The sequence below is a fragment of the Amycolatopsis taiwanensis DSM 45107 genome (assembly GCF_000519205.1).
Classification (GTDB): domain Bacteria; phylum Actinomycetota; class Actinomycetes; order Mycobacteriales; family Pseudonocardiaceae; genus Amycolatopsis_E; species Amycolatopsis_E taiwanensis.
Window position 1 is genome coordinate 270,016 of sequence record NZ_JAFB01000003.1, and the last position, 16,061, is coordinate 286,076.

General features: G+C 71.3%; 14 protein-coding genes. 1 reads left to right on the forward strand and 13 read right to left on the reverse strand.

Annotated features, from left to right (window positions below; all coding sequences use genetic code 11):
• The first annotated feature begins 6 nt into the window (after positions 1–6).
• Positions 7–1,014: a LacI family DNA-binding transcriptional regulator gene (locus tag A3CU_RS0101250; protein ID WP_027940724.1), complete on the forward strand. Its 1,008-nt coding sequence runs from the start codon at positions 7–9 to the stop codon at positions 1,012–1,014.
• Between the two features lie 148 nt (positions 1,015–1,162).
• On the opposite strand, the gene A3CU_RS0101255 is transcribed toward A3CU_RS0101250, so the two are convergent.
• From A3CU_RS0101255 to pyrR, 13 genes are all read right to left on the reverse strand, one after another.
• The gene (locus A3CU_RS0101255; RefSeq protein ID WP_027940725.1) at positions 1,163–3,247 is read right to left on the reverse strand and encodes a primosomal protein N'; all 2,085 of its coding nucleotides are present in this window, start codon (positions 3,245–3,247) and stop codon (positions 1,163–1,165) included.
• A gap of 76 nt (positions 3,248–3,323) precedes the next feature.
• A complete protein-coding gene (gene metK / locus A3CU_RS0101260) occupies positions 3,324–4,520 on the reverse strand; it encodes a methionine adenosyltransferase (protein WP_027940726.1) in 1,197 nt (398 codons plus the stop codon).
• Between the two features lie 69 nt (positions 4,521–4,589).
• Positions 4,590–5,840 (reverse strand): bifunctional phosphopantothenoylcysteine decarboxylase/phosphopantothenate--cysteine ligase CoaBC, encoded by a 1,251-nt coding sequence (coaBC, locus tag A3CU_RS0101265; protein WP_245616839.1) that lies wholly within the window; start codon positions 5,838–5,840, stop codon positions 4,590–4,592.
• A complete protein-coding gene (gene rpoZ / locus A3CU_RS0101270; protein WP_027940728.1) occupies positions 5,833–6,105 on the reverse strand; it encodes a DNA-directed RNA polymerase subunit omega in 273 nt (90 codons plus the stop codon). Before rpoZ ends, coaBC begins: the two co-directional genes overlap by 8 nt.
• 16 nt (positions 6,106–6,121) lie before the next feature.
• Positions 6,122–6,718, reverse strand: a complete 597-nt coding sequence (gene gmk, locus A3CU_RS43005) for a guanylate kinase (protein WP_043840522.1) — start codon at positions 6,716–6,718, stop codon at positions 6,122–6,124.
• Between the two features lie 11 nt (positions 6,719–6,729).
• The gene (mihF, locus tag A3CU_RS0101280; RefSeq protein WP_017983071.1) at positions 6,730–7,047 is read right to left on the reverse strand and encodes an integration host factor, actinobacterial type; all 318 of its coding nucleotides are present in this window, start codon (positions 7,045–7,047) and stop codon (positions 6,730–6,732) included.
• A 250-nt stretch (positions 7,048–7,297) separates the two neighbouring features.
• Complete coding sequence (pyrF, locus tag A3CU_RS0101285; RefSeq protein WP_043840523.1) at positions 7,298–8,119, reverse strand: orotidine-5'-phosphate decarboxylase; 822 nt, start codon at positions 8,117–8,119, stop codon at positions 7,298–7,300.
• A gap of 8 nt (positions 8,120–8,127) precedes the next feature.
• Positions 8,128–11,457, reverse strand: a complete 3,330-nt coding sequence (gene carB / locus A3CU_RS0101290) for a carbamoyl-phosphate synthase large subunit (RefSeq protein ID WP_027940730.1) — start codon at positions 11,455–11,457, stop codon at positions 8,128–8,130.
• Positions 11,457–12,572 carry a glutamine-hydrolyzing carbamoyl-phosphate synthase small subunit gene (gene carA / locus A3CU_RS0101295; RefSeq protein WP_027940731.1) on the reverse strand — a complete coding sequence of 372 codons (1,116 nt, stop codon included), beginning with the start codon at positions 12,570–12,572 and terminating at the stop codon, positions 11,457–11,459. Before carA ends, carB begins: the two co-directional genes overlap by 1 nt.
• Entirely contained in the window at positions 12,569–13,063 is a 495-nt protein-coding gene (locus A3CU_RS0101300) for a PH-like domain-containing protein (RefSeq protein WP_027940732.1), read from the reverse strand. The genes carA and A3CU_RS0101300 overlap by 4 nt, the downstream gene beginning before the upstream one ends.
• A 22-nt stretch (positions 13,064–13,085) precedes the next feature.
• Positions 13,086–14,384: a dihydroorotase gene (locus tag A3CU_RS0101305; RefSeq protein ID WP_027940733.1), complete on the reverse strand. Its 1,299-nt coding sequence runs from the start codon at positions 14,382–14,384 to the stop codon at positions 13,086–13,088.
• A 26-nt stretch (positions 14,385–14,410) separates the two neighbouring features.
• On the reverse strand, positions 14,411–15,343 hold the full coding sequence (locus tag A3CU_RS0101310) for an aspartate carbamoyltransferase catalytic subunit (protein ID WP_027940734.1): 933 nt from the start codon (positions 15,341–15,343) through the stop codon (positions 14,411–14,413).
• On the reverse strand, positions 15,340–15,927 hold the full coding sequence (gene pyrR, locus A3CU_RS0101315; protein WP_027940735.1) for a bifunctional pyr operon transcriptional regulator/uracil phosphoribosyltransferase PyrR: 588 nt from the start codon (positions 15,925–15,927) through the stop codon (positions 15,340–15,342). The genes A3CU_RS0101310 and pyrR overlap by 4 nt, the downstream gene beginning before the upstream one ends.
• Positions 15,928–16,061: the final 134 nt, after the last annotated feature.

Below are 16,061 nucleotides of genomic sequence, written 5' to 3' on the forward strand. Positions count from 1 at the left end.
GAGCGCATGACGGACTCACCCACGCTCGAGGAGGTGGCCAGGCTGGCGGGAGTCAGCCGGGCCACCGCCTCGCGCGCCATCAACGGAGGCGCCCGGGTGAGCGCGCGCGCCCAACGGGCGGTCGAAGACGCCATCCGCAGGCTGGGCTACACACCCAACACCGCGGCGCGTTCGCTGGTCACCCGGCGTACCGACTCGGTCGCGCTCGTCGTGCCCGAGCCGGACGAACTGGTCTTTTCCGACCCGTTCTTCGCCCGCACCCTGCATGTCGTCACCAATGTGCTGTCGGCCCGCGATCTGCAAGTGGTGCTGCTGATCGCTCGGCCGGACGACGACAAACAGCGGATGCTGCGCTACCTGCGCGGGCGCCATATCGACGGCGCCATCGTGGTCTCGCACCACGCCGGCGACGCCCTGCCGGACCACATTGCCGCGCTCGGGCTGCCGAACGCATTCATCGGACGCCCGTGGACGAAGGAAGACCAGGTGTCCTACGTGAGCACCGACAACACCGACGGCGCACGCCAGGCCACCCAGTTGCTGATCGACCGCGGCTGCCGCCGCATCGGCACGATCGCGGGCCCGGCCGACATGACGGTGGGCCGTGATCGCCTCGAAGGCTGGCGGCAGACGGTCAACGAGGCCGGACTCTCCGACGAAGCGGTCGTCCGCGGAGACTTCACCGAGGCCGGTGGGGCCGAGGCCTGCGAAGCCCTGCTGGACGCCCACCCCGATCTGGACGGCCTCGTCGTCGCCTCGGACCTGATGGCGTCCGGCTCACTGCGCGTACTCGCCGCCCGGGGCCGCCGCGTACCCGACGACATCGCCGTAACCGGCTACGACGACCTCGGCATCGCCGAGCACACCAACCCGCCGCTGACGACACTGCGCAACCCGATTTCCGAGATGGCGGACCAGGCCGCGCAGCTGTTGATCGAGCAACTCGAAGGAGGCTCCGTCCCTCCACGCCGCGTCAACTTCGCGCCCACCCTCATCCGGCGGCAGAGCGCGTAGCGGTTGTGCCGCCGGATGACCACTCACGACGACTTCGTCGCGGTGGACGATTCGGGCGAGAAAATGTTCCCGATCGCGAAAACGTGCGTGTGGCTGGGTGTGTCAAAACAAATTCCGAGGTTCCGCCACCCGCACCGCCACGCAAGCCCTAGATCAGCTGCAAGGGGTCGAGTTGGATGCGGACGGGTGAGGTCTCCTTGCGGGCGACGCGGCCGGCCTGGGCGGCGGCGAGCGCCGCGGCGAGTGCTTTGCCGTCCTCCCGCGGGACGCGGATCAGCGCACGTTCACGCTCCGTGCGGCCTTCGGCGTCCGGCTCGCCGAGCGGGACCGGGCCCAGGATCTCGCCCGAGGCGGGTAGTGACAGCTCCGCCAGCAGCGCGGCCACCGCATCGGGCGCGCCTTCCACGCCCGCCATCCGGACCGCGGGCGGGAAGCCCAGCTCGCGGCGCTCGGCGAGTTCCCGTCCGGCGTGCCAGGCCGGGTCCCAGCGCACGAGCGCCTGCACCGGCGTCAGCGCGGCTTCGGCGCCGACCACGATCCGCCCGCCCGCCGACGCCGGCCGCACCAGCGCTGCCGCGGCCATCCACCGCCGCAGCGTCTCCTCGGCCGCGCGCAGGTCCTGGCGGCCCAGCAACGCCCACCCGTCGAGCAGCAGAGCGGCGCCGTACCCGCCCTCGGCGACCGGCTCGGCGCCCGGGGTGCAGACCACGAGGGCCGGCCGGGCGGGCACGGTGGCGAGCACCTCCTGTGCGCCGGAGGTCCGCACGGTCACGCCGGGGAAGGCGCGGCCGAGCTCCTCGGCCGTCCGCTTCGATCCCACGACCATGGCCCGCAAGCGGTTCGAACCGCAGGCCGGGCACCGAGGCGACGCCTCGGGCACGCCACACCACCGACAACTCGGCGGCCCCTTCGCGTCGCCGCGCAGGCCGAGCGGACCCGCACACCGGCGGCAGTGCGCGGGCGTCCGGCACCGCGCGCAGGCCAGTGCCGGGACATAACCGCGCCGGGGCACCTGCACCAGAACCGGCGCGTCCGCGGCCAGCGCCTGCCGAGCCGCCTCGAAGGCCACCGAGGGCAGCCGCGCCGCCCGCGCCGCCTCGTCACGGGCGACGTCGAAGTCCTCGCCGATGGGCGTGACCCGCGGCGCCGCGCGGCGCAGTTCCTCGCGCGTGGCGACCACCGGGTGCGCCCACCCCGATTCGACCAGCAGCTGTGCCTCGGCCGTGCGGGTGAAGCCGCCGACGACCAGCGACGCCCCCTCGGCGTGAGCCCGCACCATCAGCACATCCCGCACCTGCGGATAAGGCATGTGGGGGTCGACGTGGAGATCGTCGCCGTCGTCCCAGACCACGAACAGGCCCGGGTCGGTGACCGGCGCGAACATCGCCGCGCGGGTGCCCACCACCACCCGCACCGTGCTGCGCGAGACGGCGAGCCAGCGGCGGTAGCGCTCGGCGGGACCGAGGTCGGCGAACAACGAGACCACGGCGTCGGGCCCGACCAGCCGTGCGCAGGCGTCGTGCAGGCGCGTGAGGTCGCGCTGGTCGGGCACCACGAGCAGCGCACTCCGGCCCTCGGCCGCCACGGTCGCGGCCAGCTCGGCCAGCCGCGCCGGCCAGTCCTCACCGGGCAGTGCCTGCCACACCGCGTGCGCCCGCCGGTTTCCCCGCAGTGCCTCGACGAACGCTTCGCCGCGCTGGTAACGGCCCCAACCGGTGGTCTCCGGCGGGACCGGGACCGCCGCGGCCGGGCGAGCGGGCTCGCCCTCGGCCCGAGCGTGCCGTGGCGGAATCGCCAGCCGCAGTACGTCGATCATGGTGCCGGCGTAGCGCTGCGCGACCGCGCGCGCCAGGGCGGCCAGGCGGCCGGTGAGCACCGGCTCGCTGGAGGTGACCCGTTCCAGGAAGGCGAGCCGGCCGGTGTGCTCGGTGGTCTCCGCACGTTCCAGGACGAAGCCGTCGACCAACTGCCCGGCGAAGCGCACCCGCACCCGCGCGCCGGGCACCGCCGCGTCGTCCAGCCGGTCGGGAACCTGGTAGTCGAAGGTGCGGTCCAGGTGAGCCAGCGGCACGTCCACCACGACCCGCGCGATCGGGTCCTTCGCGGCCGGCTGCTGCTGCCCCTTGCGCCGGCCCTTGGGCGCCGAGCGCCGCGCGGCGGGCTTCGCCGCGGGTTTCGCTGCGGGTTCCGCGCTGGGAAGCTCCCACAGGGCGCTGGGTTCGGGCCGGCTCACACCAGCTTCTCTACCAGACGCCACCGACACCCAATGCTTTGCCGTTTGCTTGCTTGGCGGTGCGGGCTCCGGGAACCTAAACGACCGAGCGCAGGGCCTCGGCGCGGCCGGTCGACTCCCAGGGCAGGTTCAGTTCGGGGCGGCCGAAGTGGCCGTAGGCCGAGGTCTGGGTGTAGATCGGGCGCAGCAGGTCCAGGTCGCGGATGATCGCGGCCGGGCGCAGGTCGAACACTTCGGCGATGGCGCCCTGGATCTTGGCCGGGTCCACCGTCTCGGTGCCGAACGTCTCCACGAACAGCCCCACCGGAGAGGCCTTGCCGATCGCATAGGCCACCTGCACCTCGACCCGGCTGGCCAGGCCCGCGGCCACCACGTTCTTGGCCACCCACCGCATCGCGTACGCAGCCGAGCGGTCCACCTTGGACGGGTCCTTGCCCGAGAACGCCCCGCCGCCGTGGCGTGCCATGCCGCCGTAGGTGTCCACGATGATCTTGCGGCCGGTCAGGCCCGCGTCGCCCATCGGGCCGCCGACGACGAACCGGCCGGTGGGGTTGACCAGCAACCGGACCTCCGCCGTGTCCAGGCTCAGCGCGTCCAGCTCCGGCTTCACCACCTGCTCGCGGACATCCACGCCGAGCATGGTCTCCAGGTCGATGCCCTCGGCGTGCTGCGTGGACACCACCACGGTGTCCAGCCGCACCGGCTGGTCCCCCGCGTACTCGATCGTGACCTGGGTCTTGCCGTCCGGGCGCAGGTAGGGCAGCACACCGTCCTTGCGCACCCGGGTCAGCCGCTGCGACAACCGGTGGGCCAGCGCGATCGGCAACGGCATCAGCTCCGGCGTGTCCGAGCAGGCGTAACCGAACATCAGGCCCTGGTCGCCCGCGCCCTGCCGGGCGATCTCGTCCAGGGCGTTCTCCAACCGCGCCTCGTACGCCGCGTCCACGCCCTGCGCGATGTCCGGCGACTGCGAGCCGATCGCCACGTTGACGCCGCAGGAATTGCCGTCGAAGCCCTTCGCCGAGGAGTCGTATCCGATCTCGAGGATCTTCTCCCGCACGATCGTCGGAATGTCCGCGTACGCCTCGGTGGTCACCTCTCCCGCGACGTGCACCTGCCCGGTGGTGATCAACGTCTCCACCGCGACCCGTGACCGAGGGTCCTTGGCCAGCAACGCATCCAGGATCGAGTCGCTGATCGCGTCACAGATCTTGTCCGGATGTCCCTCCGTCACGGACTCTGAGGTGAACAATCTGCGGGTCGACTCCGTCATGGCGCTGTCACTTCCCGTCTCGAACTCTGCCGGTGTCCTCAGCCTACTTAAGGATGTCCGGGGTTTCGCTCAACGATGGATCACTGCAGTCACGGCGTCCCACACCGCGGCCGCCAGTTGCGCCTTGGAACCCAGTGGGATGGGGCGCTCGGTGCCGTCCGCGGCCAGCAGCCAGCCCGCGTTCTCCTCCACCTCGAACGCCCTGCCCTCGCTCACGGCATTGACCACCAGCAGATCGCAGCCCTTGCGCCGCAGCTTCGCGCGGCCGTGGTCGAGGACCGAGCCGTGCTCGTCCCCGGTCTCCGCGGCGAACCCCACCACGATCTGGCCGCCCGCCCGTTTCTTCACCAGTTCGGCGAGAATGTCGGCGTTGCGGGTCAGTTCGATGACCGGGTCCGGATGGTCGTCGGTTTTCTTGATCTTGAACTCGGCCTGGCTCGCCGGACGGAAGTCGGCCACCGCGGCGGACATCACCACGACGTCGGCGCCCGCGGCGGCCTCATGCGTCGCCACGCGCAGTTCCTCGGCCGTGGACACGCGCCGCACGACGGTACCGGCCGGATCGGGCAGGTCCGCGGTGTGCGCGGCGATCAACGTGACATCCGCACCACGCTGGGCGGCCACCCGGGCGAGCGCGTAACCCTGCTTGCCGGACGACCGGTTGCCCAGGAAGCGCACCGGGTCCAGCGGCTCCCTGGTGCCGCCGGCGGTGATCACCACCCGCAGGCCCGCCAGGTCCCGCGGCAGCGCGCCGGGCGCGGCCAGCAGCAGCCGGGCCAGCTCGACGATCTCGGCCGGGTCGGCCAGCCGCCCCTTGCCGGTGTCCACGCCGGTCAGCCGCCCGGAGGCGGGTTCGGCGACGACCACGCCCCGCGAGCGCAGCAGAGCCACGTTGTCGCGGGTCGCGGGGTGCTCCCACATCTCGGTGTGCATGGCCGGGAAGAACGCGACCGGGCAGCGGGCGGTGAGCAGGGTGCCGGTGAGCAGGTCGTCGGCCAGCCCATGCGCCGCACGGGCCAGCAGGTCGGCGGTCGCCGGGACGACCAGCACGAGGTCGGCCTCCTTGCCGATGCGCACGTGCTGCACATCGGGCACCTCGCTGAACACGCCGGTGTGCACCGGGTGCCCGGACAGTGCCTCGAAGGTGGCCGCGCCGACGAAGTTCAGCGCGGCCTCGGTGGGCACCACGCGGACGTCGTGACCGGTCTCGGTCAGCCCGCGCAGCACCTCGCATGCCTTGTAGGCGGCAATCCCGGCGCCCACGCCCAGGACGATCCGGGGACGGCCACCACCGAGGGCGCCTCCCGCCCGGTCACTCACCCTCGGTGTGTTCGAGCAGGCCGGCGTGGATCTCCCGCAGGGCGATCGACAGCGGCTTCTCACGGGGGCCCGGCTCGACCAGCGGGCCGACGTATTCCAGCAGGCCCTCGCCGAGCTGGGCGTAGTAGTCGTTGATCTGGCGGGCACGCTTGGCCGAATAGATCACCAGCGCGTACTTCGAGCTGACCTTGCTCAGCAGGTCGTCGATCGGCGGGTTGGTGATGCCTTCCAGTTCCTCGCCGTGGATACCCAGCGCTGCGCTCACTCGCGTTGCTCCCGAATCACTTGAAATCCTGATCCATCAAGTCTAACAACTGCTCGGCGGCCTCCCGCACGTCGGCGTTCACCACGCGCGCGTCGAACTCGCCCGCGGCGGCCAGCTCGCGTTCCGCCTCGGCCAGCCGGGCCTCCACGGCGTCCTGCTGCTCGGTGCCGCGCGCGGTGAGCCGGCCCACGAGCTCGTCCCACGACGGCGGCATCAACATCACCAGGCAGGCCTCGGGCATCGCCGCGCGGACCTGTCGCGCCCCCTGCAGCTCGATCTCCAGCACGGCCGGCCTGCCTTCGGCCAGCGCCCGCTCGACGGGCTGGCGCGGGGTGCCGTACCAGTTACCCGCGAACTGCGCGTGCTCGAGCAGTTCGCCACCGGCCACCATGCGGTCGAACGTGGCACGGTCGATGAAGTGGTAGTGCTCGCCGTCCACCTCCCCGGGCCGCGGTGGCCGGGTGGTGACCGAGACACTGAAGTAGATGTCGGGGTTCAGCTTCCGCAGCTGCCCGACGACGCTCGACTTTCCGACGCCCGAAGGCCCGGAGACGACGGTGAGCCGGCGCCGGGGCGTACCACGCCTCGAATCCGGCCCACCTGCCGCTGCCATCCTGACGTCGCTCACTCGCCGCTGAACTCGGCGAGCAGCGCCTTGCGCTGCCGGTCACCGAGGCCGCGCAGCCGCCGGCTCGGCGCGATCTCCAGGCGCTCCATGGTCTGCTGGGCGCGCACCTTGCCGACGCCGGGCAGAGCTTCGAGCAAAGCGGAGACCTTCATCTTGCCGAGCACCTCGTCCTCGTCCGCCTGCTTCAGCACGTCGGTCAGGGTGGTACCACCCCGCTTGAGGCGCTCCTTGAGCTCGGCACGGGCACGACGAGCGGCAGCGGCCTTCTCCAGCGCTGCCTTGCGCTGTTCCTCGGTCAGCTGGGGAAGTGCCACGTTTTCCTCCGTAGTACTCAAAAATTCTGGGTGGGTGACGCGACGGTACCCACCCCCGCCCACCGGCCACAATGCGGGGGTGGCAGGTCGCGCACGGTTGCGGGGCCTGATATTAGACCCAAACGCCGGGCAAAAGTCCGTGTTCTGCAAGACGCGGCCGCGGACGGCCGAACTGCTCGGCCGACTGCGTGTTGCCAGGTCACGGCCAGTAGACGTGTTCGCCGATCGCGCGTTCTGAACAACACAGCTCTCATCCGGCCAGTGTCGCCGCGATTCGGCGCGCCCCCTCGCGCAGGGCCGCGGGGTCTGGACCATGCCGCAGGATGTCCCGGGAAGACGCCGCTAGCACGCCGCGCAGCGGGCTCCCGAACAGCTTGTGCAGCTCCGCCACACCCGCTCCCTGCGCACCGAAACCGGGGGCCAGCACGGGCCCGTTGAGCTCGTCCAGCCGGAGCTCCCCGGGGGCGATCGTGGCACCCACGACCACCCCCACGTCACCGAGCGGCCGGGCACCCGCGTTACACTCCGCAGCATGATCCACAATGGACTGCGCCACGGTCTTTCCGTTGTCCAGCAAAGCGTTCTGTAATCGCGCGGCCTCCGGGTTGGAGGTGCGGGCGAGCACGAACACACCCTTCCCCGCCGCCTTGAGCGCGGGCCCGAGAGAGCCGAATCCGAGGTAGGGCGAGACCGTGATGGCGTCGGCGTCCAGCCGGGTTTCGCCGCCCAGGTACGCCGCCGCGTACGCAGCCATGGTGGAGCCGATGTCGCCGCGCTTGACGTCCAGCAGGACGAGCGCACCGGCCTCTTTCGCCTGCGCGATGACCCGTTCCAGAACCGCGATCCCCGCCGCCCCGTAGGCCTCGAAAAAGGCCGACTGCGGCTTCACCACGGCCACCTCGGGGGCGAGCGCGTCCACCGCTTTCAACGCGAAATTTTCCATTCCCGACACATCCCGCGGGAGTCCCCACGAGTCGAGCAGCCCGGGATGCGGGTCGATGCCGGCACACAGCGGACCCCGTGCGGCAACCGCCTCGGCCAGCCTTGCGCCGAACGGGGCAGTCCCTTCCACCGTCCGGTTCACGGCGCTCCCCTCAGGCTGGCCTGCAGGTGCTGCAGCGAGCGGACGCCGATGTCACCCCGGATGAGCGCCTCGATGCCGTGCACGGCGGCCGCCGCGCCCTGCACCGTGGTGATGCACGGGATATCGCGCGAGACCGCGGCGGTGCGGATCTCGTAGCCGTCCACCCGTGGCCCGCTGTTGCCGTAAGGTGTGTTGATCACCATGTCCACCCCGCCACCGAGGATCACCTCGACGATGTTCGGCCCGCCGATCTCCGGTGCACCGGACGGGTCGTCGGTGGCCTTGCGCACGACGGTGCACGGCACCCCGTTGCGGCGCAGCACCTCCGCGGTGCCCGAGGTGGCGAGGATCTCGAAGCCGAGGTCGGCCAGCCGCTTCACCGGGAACACCATCGCCCGCTTGTCCCGGTTGGCCACGGACACGAAGACCCGGCCGGCGGTGGGCAGCGATCCGTAGGCGGCGGACTGCGACTTCGCGAACGCCTCGCCGAAGGAGGTGTCCACGCCCATCACCTCGCCGGTGGACTTCATCTCCGGGCCGAGCAACGAGTCCACGCCCAGGCCCTCCGGCGTGCGGAACCGGTGGAAGGGCAGCACGGCCTCCTTCACCGCCACCGCGGAGTCCTCGGGCAGCCGGCCCCCGTCGCCATCGGCCGGCAGCACGCCGCGGGCCCGCAGGTCCTTGATCGACGCCCCGGTCATGACCAGCGAGGCCGCCTTGGCCAGCGCCACCCCGGTCGCCTTGGACACGAAGGGCACGGTCCGCGAGGCCCGCGGATTGGCTTCCAGGACATAGAGCACGTCGTCCTTGAGCGCGTACTGGACGTTCAGCAAGCCCCGCACTCCGACACCGCGGGCGATCGCCTCGGTGGAGGCCCGCACGGCGTCCACGTCCGAGCGGCCCAGGGTGATCGGCGGGAGCGCGCACGAGGAGTCGCCGGAGTGGATCCCGGCCTCCTCGATGTGTTCCATGACGCCGCCCAGGTACAGCTCCTCACCGTCGAACAGCGCGTCCACGTCGATCTCGATCGCGTCGTCGAGGAAACGGTCCACCAGCACCGGATGCTCGGGCGTCACCTCGGTGGCGCGCTGGATGTAGCCGGCCAGGGAATCCTCGTCGTAGACGATCTCCATACCGCGCCCGCCGAGCACGTACGACGGCCGCACGAGCACCGGGTAGCCGATCTCGTCGGCGATCCGCTTGGCGCCCTCGAACGAGGTCGCGGTGCCGTACCGGGGCGCGGGCAGCCCGGCGTCGCCGAGCACCTCGCCGAACGAGCCGCGGTCCTCGGCCAGGTGGATCGCCTCCGGCGGGGTGCCGACGATCGGCACCCCAGCGTCGGCCAGCCGCTTGGCCAGCCCGAGCGGGGTCTGGCCGCCCAGCTGCACGATCACCCCGGCCACGGTCCCGGACTGCCGCTCGGCGTTGACCACCTCGAGCACGTCCTCGAAGGTGAGCGGCTCGAAGTACAGGCGGTCGGAGGTGTCGTAGTCGGTCGAGACGGTCTCCGGGTTGCAGTTGACCATCACGGCCTCGAACCCGGCCTCCCGCAAGGCGATCGCGGCGTGCACGCACGAGTAGTCGAACTCGATGCCCTGCCCGATGCGGTTCGGCCCCGAACCGAGGATGAGCACCTTCGGTTTGTCCGGCTGGGGCGCGACCTCCGATTCCGAACCTTGCCAGTCGGACTCGTAAGCCGAGTAGTGGTAAGGCGTCTTCGCGGCGAACTCCGCCGCACAGGTGTCCACGGTCTTGAACACCGGCCGCACGTTGAGCCGGTGGCGCAGCGCGCGCACACCGTCCTCCCCGGCCAGCTCCGGCCGCAACGCCGCGATCTGCCGGTCCGACAGCCCGGTGCGCTTGGCTTCCCGCAGCAGGTCGGCGTCGAGCACCGGCGCGTCACGGACCTGGGCGCCCACCTCGCCGATCAGCGCGATCTGGTCGATGAACCACGGGTCGATGCCGCTGGCCTCGTGCACCTGCAGAGGCGTGGCGCCCAGCCGCAGCGCCCGCTCGACCCCGTAGAGGCGGCCGTCGTGCGGCGTCCGCAGTTCCGCGAGCGTGGACTCGAGCGTCGCCCCGTCCGGGTCCGGCCGCGTCCAGAACCCGGCCGCCTTGGTGTCGATCGAGCGCATCGCCTTGCCCAGCGCCTCGGGGAAGCTGCGGCCCAGCGCCATGGCCTCGCCGACGCTCTTCATCGTCGTGGTCAACATCGGATCCGCGCCGGGGAACTTCTCGAACGCGAACCGCGGCACCTTCACCACCACATAGTCCAGCGTCGGTTCGAACGAGGCGGGGGTTTCGCCGGTGATGTCGTTGCGGATCTCATCGAGCGTGTAGCCGATCGCGAGCTTCGCGGCGATCTTGGCGATCGGGAACCCGGTCGCCTTGGACGCCAGCGCGGACGAGCGCGACACCCGTGGGTTCATCTCGATCACGACCATGCGCCCGTCGCGCGGGTTGATCGCGAACTGGATGTTGCAGCCTCCGGTGTCCACCCCGACTTCGCGTAGCACGGCGATGCCCACGTTGCGCATGTGCTGGTATTCGCGGTCGGTCAGGGTCATCGCGGGCGCCACCGTCACCGAGTCGCCGGTGTGCACGCCCATCGCGTCGATGTTCTCGATGGAGCAGACCACCACGACGTTGTCGCGCCGGTCGCGCATCAGCTCGAGCTCGAATTCCTTCCAGCCGAGCACGCTCTCCTCGATGAGCACCTCGGTGACCGGCGACTCCGCCAGCCCCACCGACGCCAGCCGCTCCAGTTCCTCAGGGGTGTGCGCCATGCCGGAGCCGAGCCCGCCCATGGTGAACGACGGGCGGATCACCACCGGCAGCCCGAGCTCGGCCACGGTCTCGCGCACCTCGGTCATGGAGTGGCAGACCCGGCTCCGCGGCACCTCGGCGCCGACCGCGCGCACGATGTCCTTGAACTTCTGCCGGTCCTCACCGCGCTGGATCGCGTCGATGTCCGCGCCGATCAGCTCGACGCCGTACTTCTCCAGTACGCCACGCTCGTGCAGCGCGACCGCACAGTTGAGCGCCGTTTGACCGCCCAGCGTCGCCAGCAGCGCGTCCGGACGTTCGGCGGCGATGACCTTCTCCACGAAGTCCGGGTTCACCGGCTCGATGTAGGTGGCGTCGGCGAACTCCGGGTCGGTCATGATGGTCGCCGGGTTGGAGTTGACCAGGCTCACCCGGAGCCCTTCGGCGCGCAGCACCCGGCATGCCTGCGTGCCCGAGTAGTCGAACTCGGCGGCCTGGCCGATCACGATCGGCCCGGATCCGATCACGAGCACGTGCTCGATGTCAGTACGTTTCGGCATTACCGGTTTTTCTCCATCAACGTTACGAATTCGTCGAACAGCGGGGCGGCGTCGTGCGGACCCGCGGCCGCCTCGGGGTGGTACTGCACGGAAAACGCGGGCACGTCGACACACCGCAGGCCCTCCACCGTGCCGTCGTTGGCGCAGTAGTGGCTGACCCTGGCCGTGCCGAACGGCGAGTCGAACCGCGCACCCGGCTCGCCCTCCAGAGCGAACCCGTGGTTCTGCGCGGTGATCGCCACCTGCCCGGTGTCGGCGTCGATCACCGGGATGTTGATCCCGCGGTGGCCGTAGCGCATCTTGTAGGTGCCCAGCCCCAGCGCGCGGCCGAGGATCTGGTTGCCGAAGCAGATGCCGAACAGCGGGATCTCGCGCCGCAGCACCTGGCTGGTCAGCTCGATCGCGTGCGCCTGGGTCTCCGGGTCGCCCGGCCCGTTGGACAGGAACACCCCGTCGGGCTCGACGGCCAGGAGGTCCTCGACTGTGCTGGTGGCCGGCAGAACGTGCACCTCGACGCCGCGGCGGCTCAGCTGCCGCGGCGTGTTCGCCTTGATGCCCAGGTCCAGTGCGGCCACCCGGAACCGGCGCTCTCCCGCCGCCGCGACCACGTACGGCCGGCCGGTGGTGACCTCGCCGGCCAGGTCGGCACCCTTCATGCGCGGGCCGGCCAGAACCTCCTCCAGCATGGCGCCGTCGGCGTCGAGCGCGTCACCGGAGAACACCCCGGCCCGCATCGCGCCGTGCTCACGCAGGTGCCGGGTCAGTGTGCGGGTGTCCACACCCGCGATACCGACCACGCCCTGCCTGACCAGCTCGTCGTCGAGACGACGGCGCGAGCGCCAGTTCGACGGGGCCCGGGCCGGGTCGCGCACCACGTAGCCGGCCACCCAGATCCGGGCCGACTCGTCGTCCTCGTCGTTCCACCCGGTGTTGCCGATCTGCGGCGCCGTCTGCACCACGATCTGCCGGTGGTAGGACGGGTCGGTCAGGGTCTCCTGGTAGCCGGTCATGCCGGTGCAGAACACCGCCTCGCCCAGCGTCCGTCCTTCCGCCCCGTAGGCCGAGCCGCGGAACACGCGGCCGTCCTCCAGCACCAATGCCGCCGGCGTCCTCACCGGGCACCTCCCCTGATCCTCAACTCTTCAATCCACTGTGGACAATCCGCCGGGTCGTCGGCGCGGAAACCCGTGTCCAGCGCGACGTCCCCGGCCTGCCAGGTGATCACCAGCAGGCTGTCGGTGCCCATCACCTTGCCCGCGATCGCGCTCGCGGCCCGCGCGCCGGTGACCGACTCGCGCGGAATCCAGAACCCCGGCGCGCCGGCCCGGTCCACCGCGATCCCGCCGGGGTGGAGCCGCAGCCACGCGCGCCCCCGCATGCCCACGCCGCGGGTGACGATCCGGTCCTGCCAGTTGCCCGCCGTCGTGGTGCTCACGTACAGGCCCTCGGTCTGCAGCTCCGGCTCGCCCGGATCGTCGGGCACCTGCGGGAACGGCGGCACCCAGGCGCTCTGTGACCGCGCCTTGCGCCGCCAGCCGGCTCGCATGCCCCACAGGAGGAGCAGGAAGACGGCCACGACGATCAGGGTCAGCAGCAAGCGTTCCACGAATGCCTCCCTTCCGGCGCGCTCACCGTAGTTTTCCTTCGCGTGCGGTGATGCGCCCGCGCAGCAGCGTCAGCGTCACCACGCCGGGCAGCCGCATTCCCTCGTACGGTGTGTTCTGCGCGAGGCTGGCCAGTTCGGCGCCGCGCACCGTCCAGTCCGCGTCGGGGTCGACCAGGACCAGGTTCGCCGGTTCGCCCGCGAGCAGCGGCCGGCCCTGGTCCGGCAGCCCGGCGATCTCGGCGGGCCGCTCGCTCATCACCCGCGCCACGCCGCGCCAGTCCAGCAGCCCGGTGCGGACCATCGTCTCCGTCACCACCGACAGCGCGGTCTGCAAGCCCAGCATGCCCGGCCGGGCCGCCGCCCACTCGCAGTCCTTGTCCTGCACCGCATGCGGCGCGTGATCGGTGGCCACGCAGTCGATCACGCCCTCGGCCAGCGCCTCGCGCAGCCGCGCCGTGTCGGCCATGGTGCGCAACGGCGGGTTGACCTTGTTGACCGGGTCGTACCCGGCCAGCCGCTCGTCGGTGAGCAGCAGGTGATGCGGGGTGACCTCGGCCGAAACCCGGGTGCCGCGTTCCTTGGCCCAACGCAGGATCTCGGCCGTGCCGGCGGTGGACACGTGGCAGACGTGCAGCCGGGCTCCCGCGTGCGCGGCGAGCAGGCAGTCCCGCGCCACGATCGATTCCTCCGCCGACGCCGGCCAGCCGGCGTAACCCAGCCGTGCGGCGGTCGCGCCCTCGTGCGCCTGTGCGCCGACGGTCAGCCGCGGCTCCTCGGCGTGCTGCGCGATCACCGCGTCCAGCGCGGTCGAATACTCCAGCGCACGCCGCATGAGCAACGGGTCGGCGACGCAGTGCCCGTCGTCGGAGAACACCCGTACCCCGGCCGCCGAGCGGGCCATCGTGCCCAGCTCGGCGAGCTTCTCACCGCGCAACCCGACGGTGACCGCGCCGACCGGATACACGTCCACCAGGCCGATCTCGCGGCCCTTCCGCCAGACGTGCTCGACCACCACCGCGTTGTCGGCGACGGGATCGGTGTTGGCCATCGCGAACACCGCGGTGTAGCCGCCGAGCGCCGCGGCCGCCGACCCGGTCTCGATCGTCTCGGCGTCCTCCCGGCCCGGCTCGCGCAGGTGGGTGTGCAGGTCGACGAACCCGGGCAGCAGTACCTGCCCGCCCGCGTCCACCACCTCGGTGTCCTCATCCGCGACGCGGATGCCGGGACCGATTTCGGTGATCACCCCGTCGGCGACGAGGACGTCCACCTCCTCGCCCTCCCCGTAGCATCGGACGTCCCTGATCAGGATTCGGTCACTCACACTTGTCCTTCCGACACCTCGATCAGTCACTGCTCACCTCCGTCGGTCGCCAGGAGGTGGTAGAGCACCGCCATCCGGACGTGCACGCCGTTGCGGACCTGCTCGGTGATCGCCGACACCGGCGCGTCGGCCACGGCCGAGGAGATCTCCATGCCGCGCATCATCGGCCCGGGGTGCAGCACGACGGCGTGCTCCGGCAGCAGGCGCAGGCGCGCCTCGTTCAGCCCGTACGCGATCGAGTATTCGCGCGCCGACGGGAAGAACCCGCCGTGCATCCGCTCGGCCTGCACGCGCAGCACCATCACCGCGTCCACCGCGGGCAGCTCCGCGTCGAGTTCGCTGGACACCGTCACCGGCAGTTCCGCCACCCTGGCCGGCAGCAGGGTCGGCGGCGCGACCAGCACCACCTCGGCACCGAGCGAGGCCAGCAGATGGATGTTGGAGCGCGCGACGCGACTGTGCAACACGTCGCCGACGATCGCCACGCGCCGGTCCTTCAGCCCGCCGAGCCGCTCCCGCAGGGTGGCCGCGTCGAGCAGGGCCTGGGTCGGATGCTCGTGGGTGCCGTCCCCCGCGTTGACCACGGCCGTGCCGGCCTCCGCCAGCCAGCCGGCCAGCCGGTGCGCCGCGCCCGAGGCGGAATGGCGGATGATCACGCAGTCCGCCCCCGCCGCGGCCAGGGTCAGCGCCGTGTCGCGCAGCGACTCGCCCTTGCCGACCGAGGAGCCCCCGGCGGAGACGTTGACCACGTCGGCGCTCATCCACTTGCCCGCGATCTCGAACGAAACCCTGGTCCGGGTGGAGTTCTCGTAGAACAAGGTGATGACGGTGCGGCCACGCAGCGTCGGCAGCTTGCGCACCTCACGGCCGAGCAGCGTCCTCTTGAGCTCGTCGGCGGTGTCCAGTACGGCCGTCGCGAGGTCCGGGTCCAGGCCCTCGGTCGCCAGCAGATGCCTCATGCCTTCTCCTCCGCGCGCAGAACCACCGCGTCGCGGCCGTCGACGTCGGCCAGCAGGACATGGACCTCCTCGGCCCGGGACGTCGGCACGTTCTTGCCCACGTAGTCGGCCCGGATCGGGAACTCGCGGTGCCCGCGGTCGACCAGCACGGCCAGTTGCACGGCACGCGGCCGCCCATGATCACGGAGCGCGTCGAGCGCGGCTCGAACGGTGCGGCCGGAGAACAGCACGTCGTCCACCAGCACGACCACCCGGTCGTCGATGCCGCTGTCCGGCAGGCGGGTCGACGCGAGCGGGCGGGTGGGCCGGCGCCGCAGGTCGTCGCGATAGAGCGTGATATCGAGGGCGCCGGTAGGCAGGTTGACCCCGGAAAACTCGGCGATCCGGGCGGTCAGCCGGACCGCCAGGGACGTCCCCCGAGTCGGGATACCCAACAGGACGGGTGTTTCGTCCGAATCGGCACTCAGCGCGGTCTTCTCGATGACCTGATGGGCCATTCGGGCGATAGTGCGTGCGACGTCACCGGCAGAGAGCAGCTCCCGCTCACCACTCGGCTCCGTCGCGCCACGAGGGCGTGACGACACAGCGGACTCCTTCCCCGCCTCACCGGACGGGTCCTTAAAGGATGTCGGTATTCCCTGGTCGACCAGGGCTTCCAGCCGACAGTACCAGGCGGTGGGTCACCTCCCACGGGTGGTATGACCGGCCCGAAACCCAT

What these genes read in the sequence shown, in the direction of transcription:
- A3CU_RS0101250 (WP_027940724.1), top strand. Translation starts at nt 7, where the DNA reads ATGACGGACTCACCCACGCTCGAGGAGGTGGCCAGGCTGGCGGGAGTC.
- metK (WP_027940726.1), bottom strand. Translation starts at nt 4,520, where the DNA reads ATGACGGAGTCGACCCGCAGATTGTTCACCTCAGAGTCCGTGACGGAG.
- gmk (WP_043840522.1), bottom strand. Translation starts at nt 6,718, where the DNA reads ATGGCAGCGGCAGGTGGGCCGGATTCGAGGCGTGGTACGCCCCGGCGC.
- carB (WP_027940730.1), bottom strand. Translation starts at nt 11,457, where the DNA reads ATGCCGAAACGTACTGACATCGAGCACGTGCTCGTGATCGGATCCGGG.
- A3CU_RS0101310 (WP_027940734.1), bottom strand. Translation starts at nt 15,343, where the DNA reads ATGAGGCATCTGCTGGCGACCGAGGGCCTGGACCCGGACCTCGCGACG.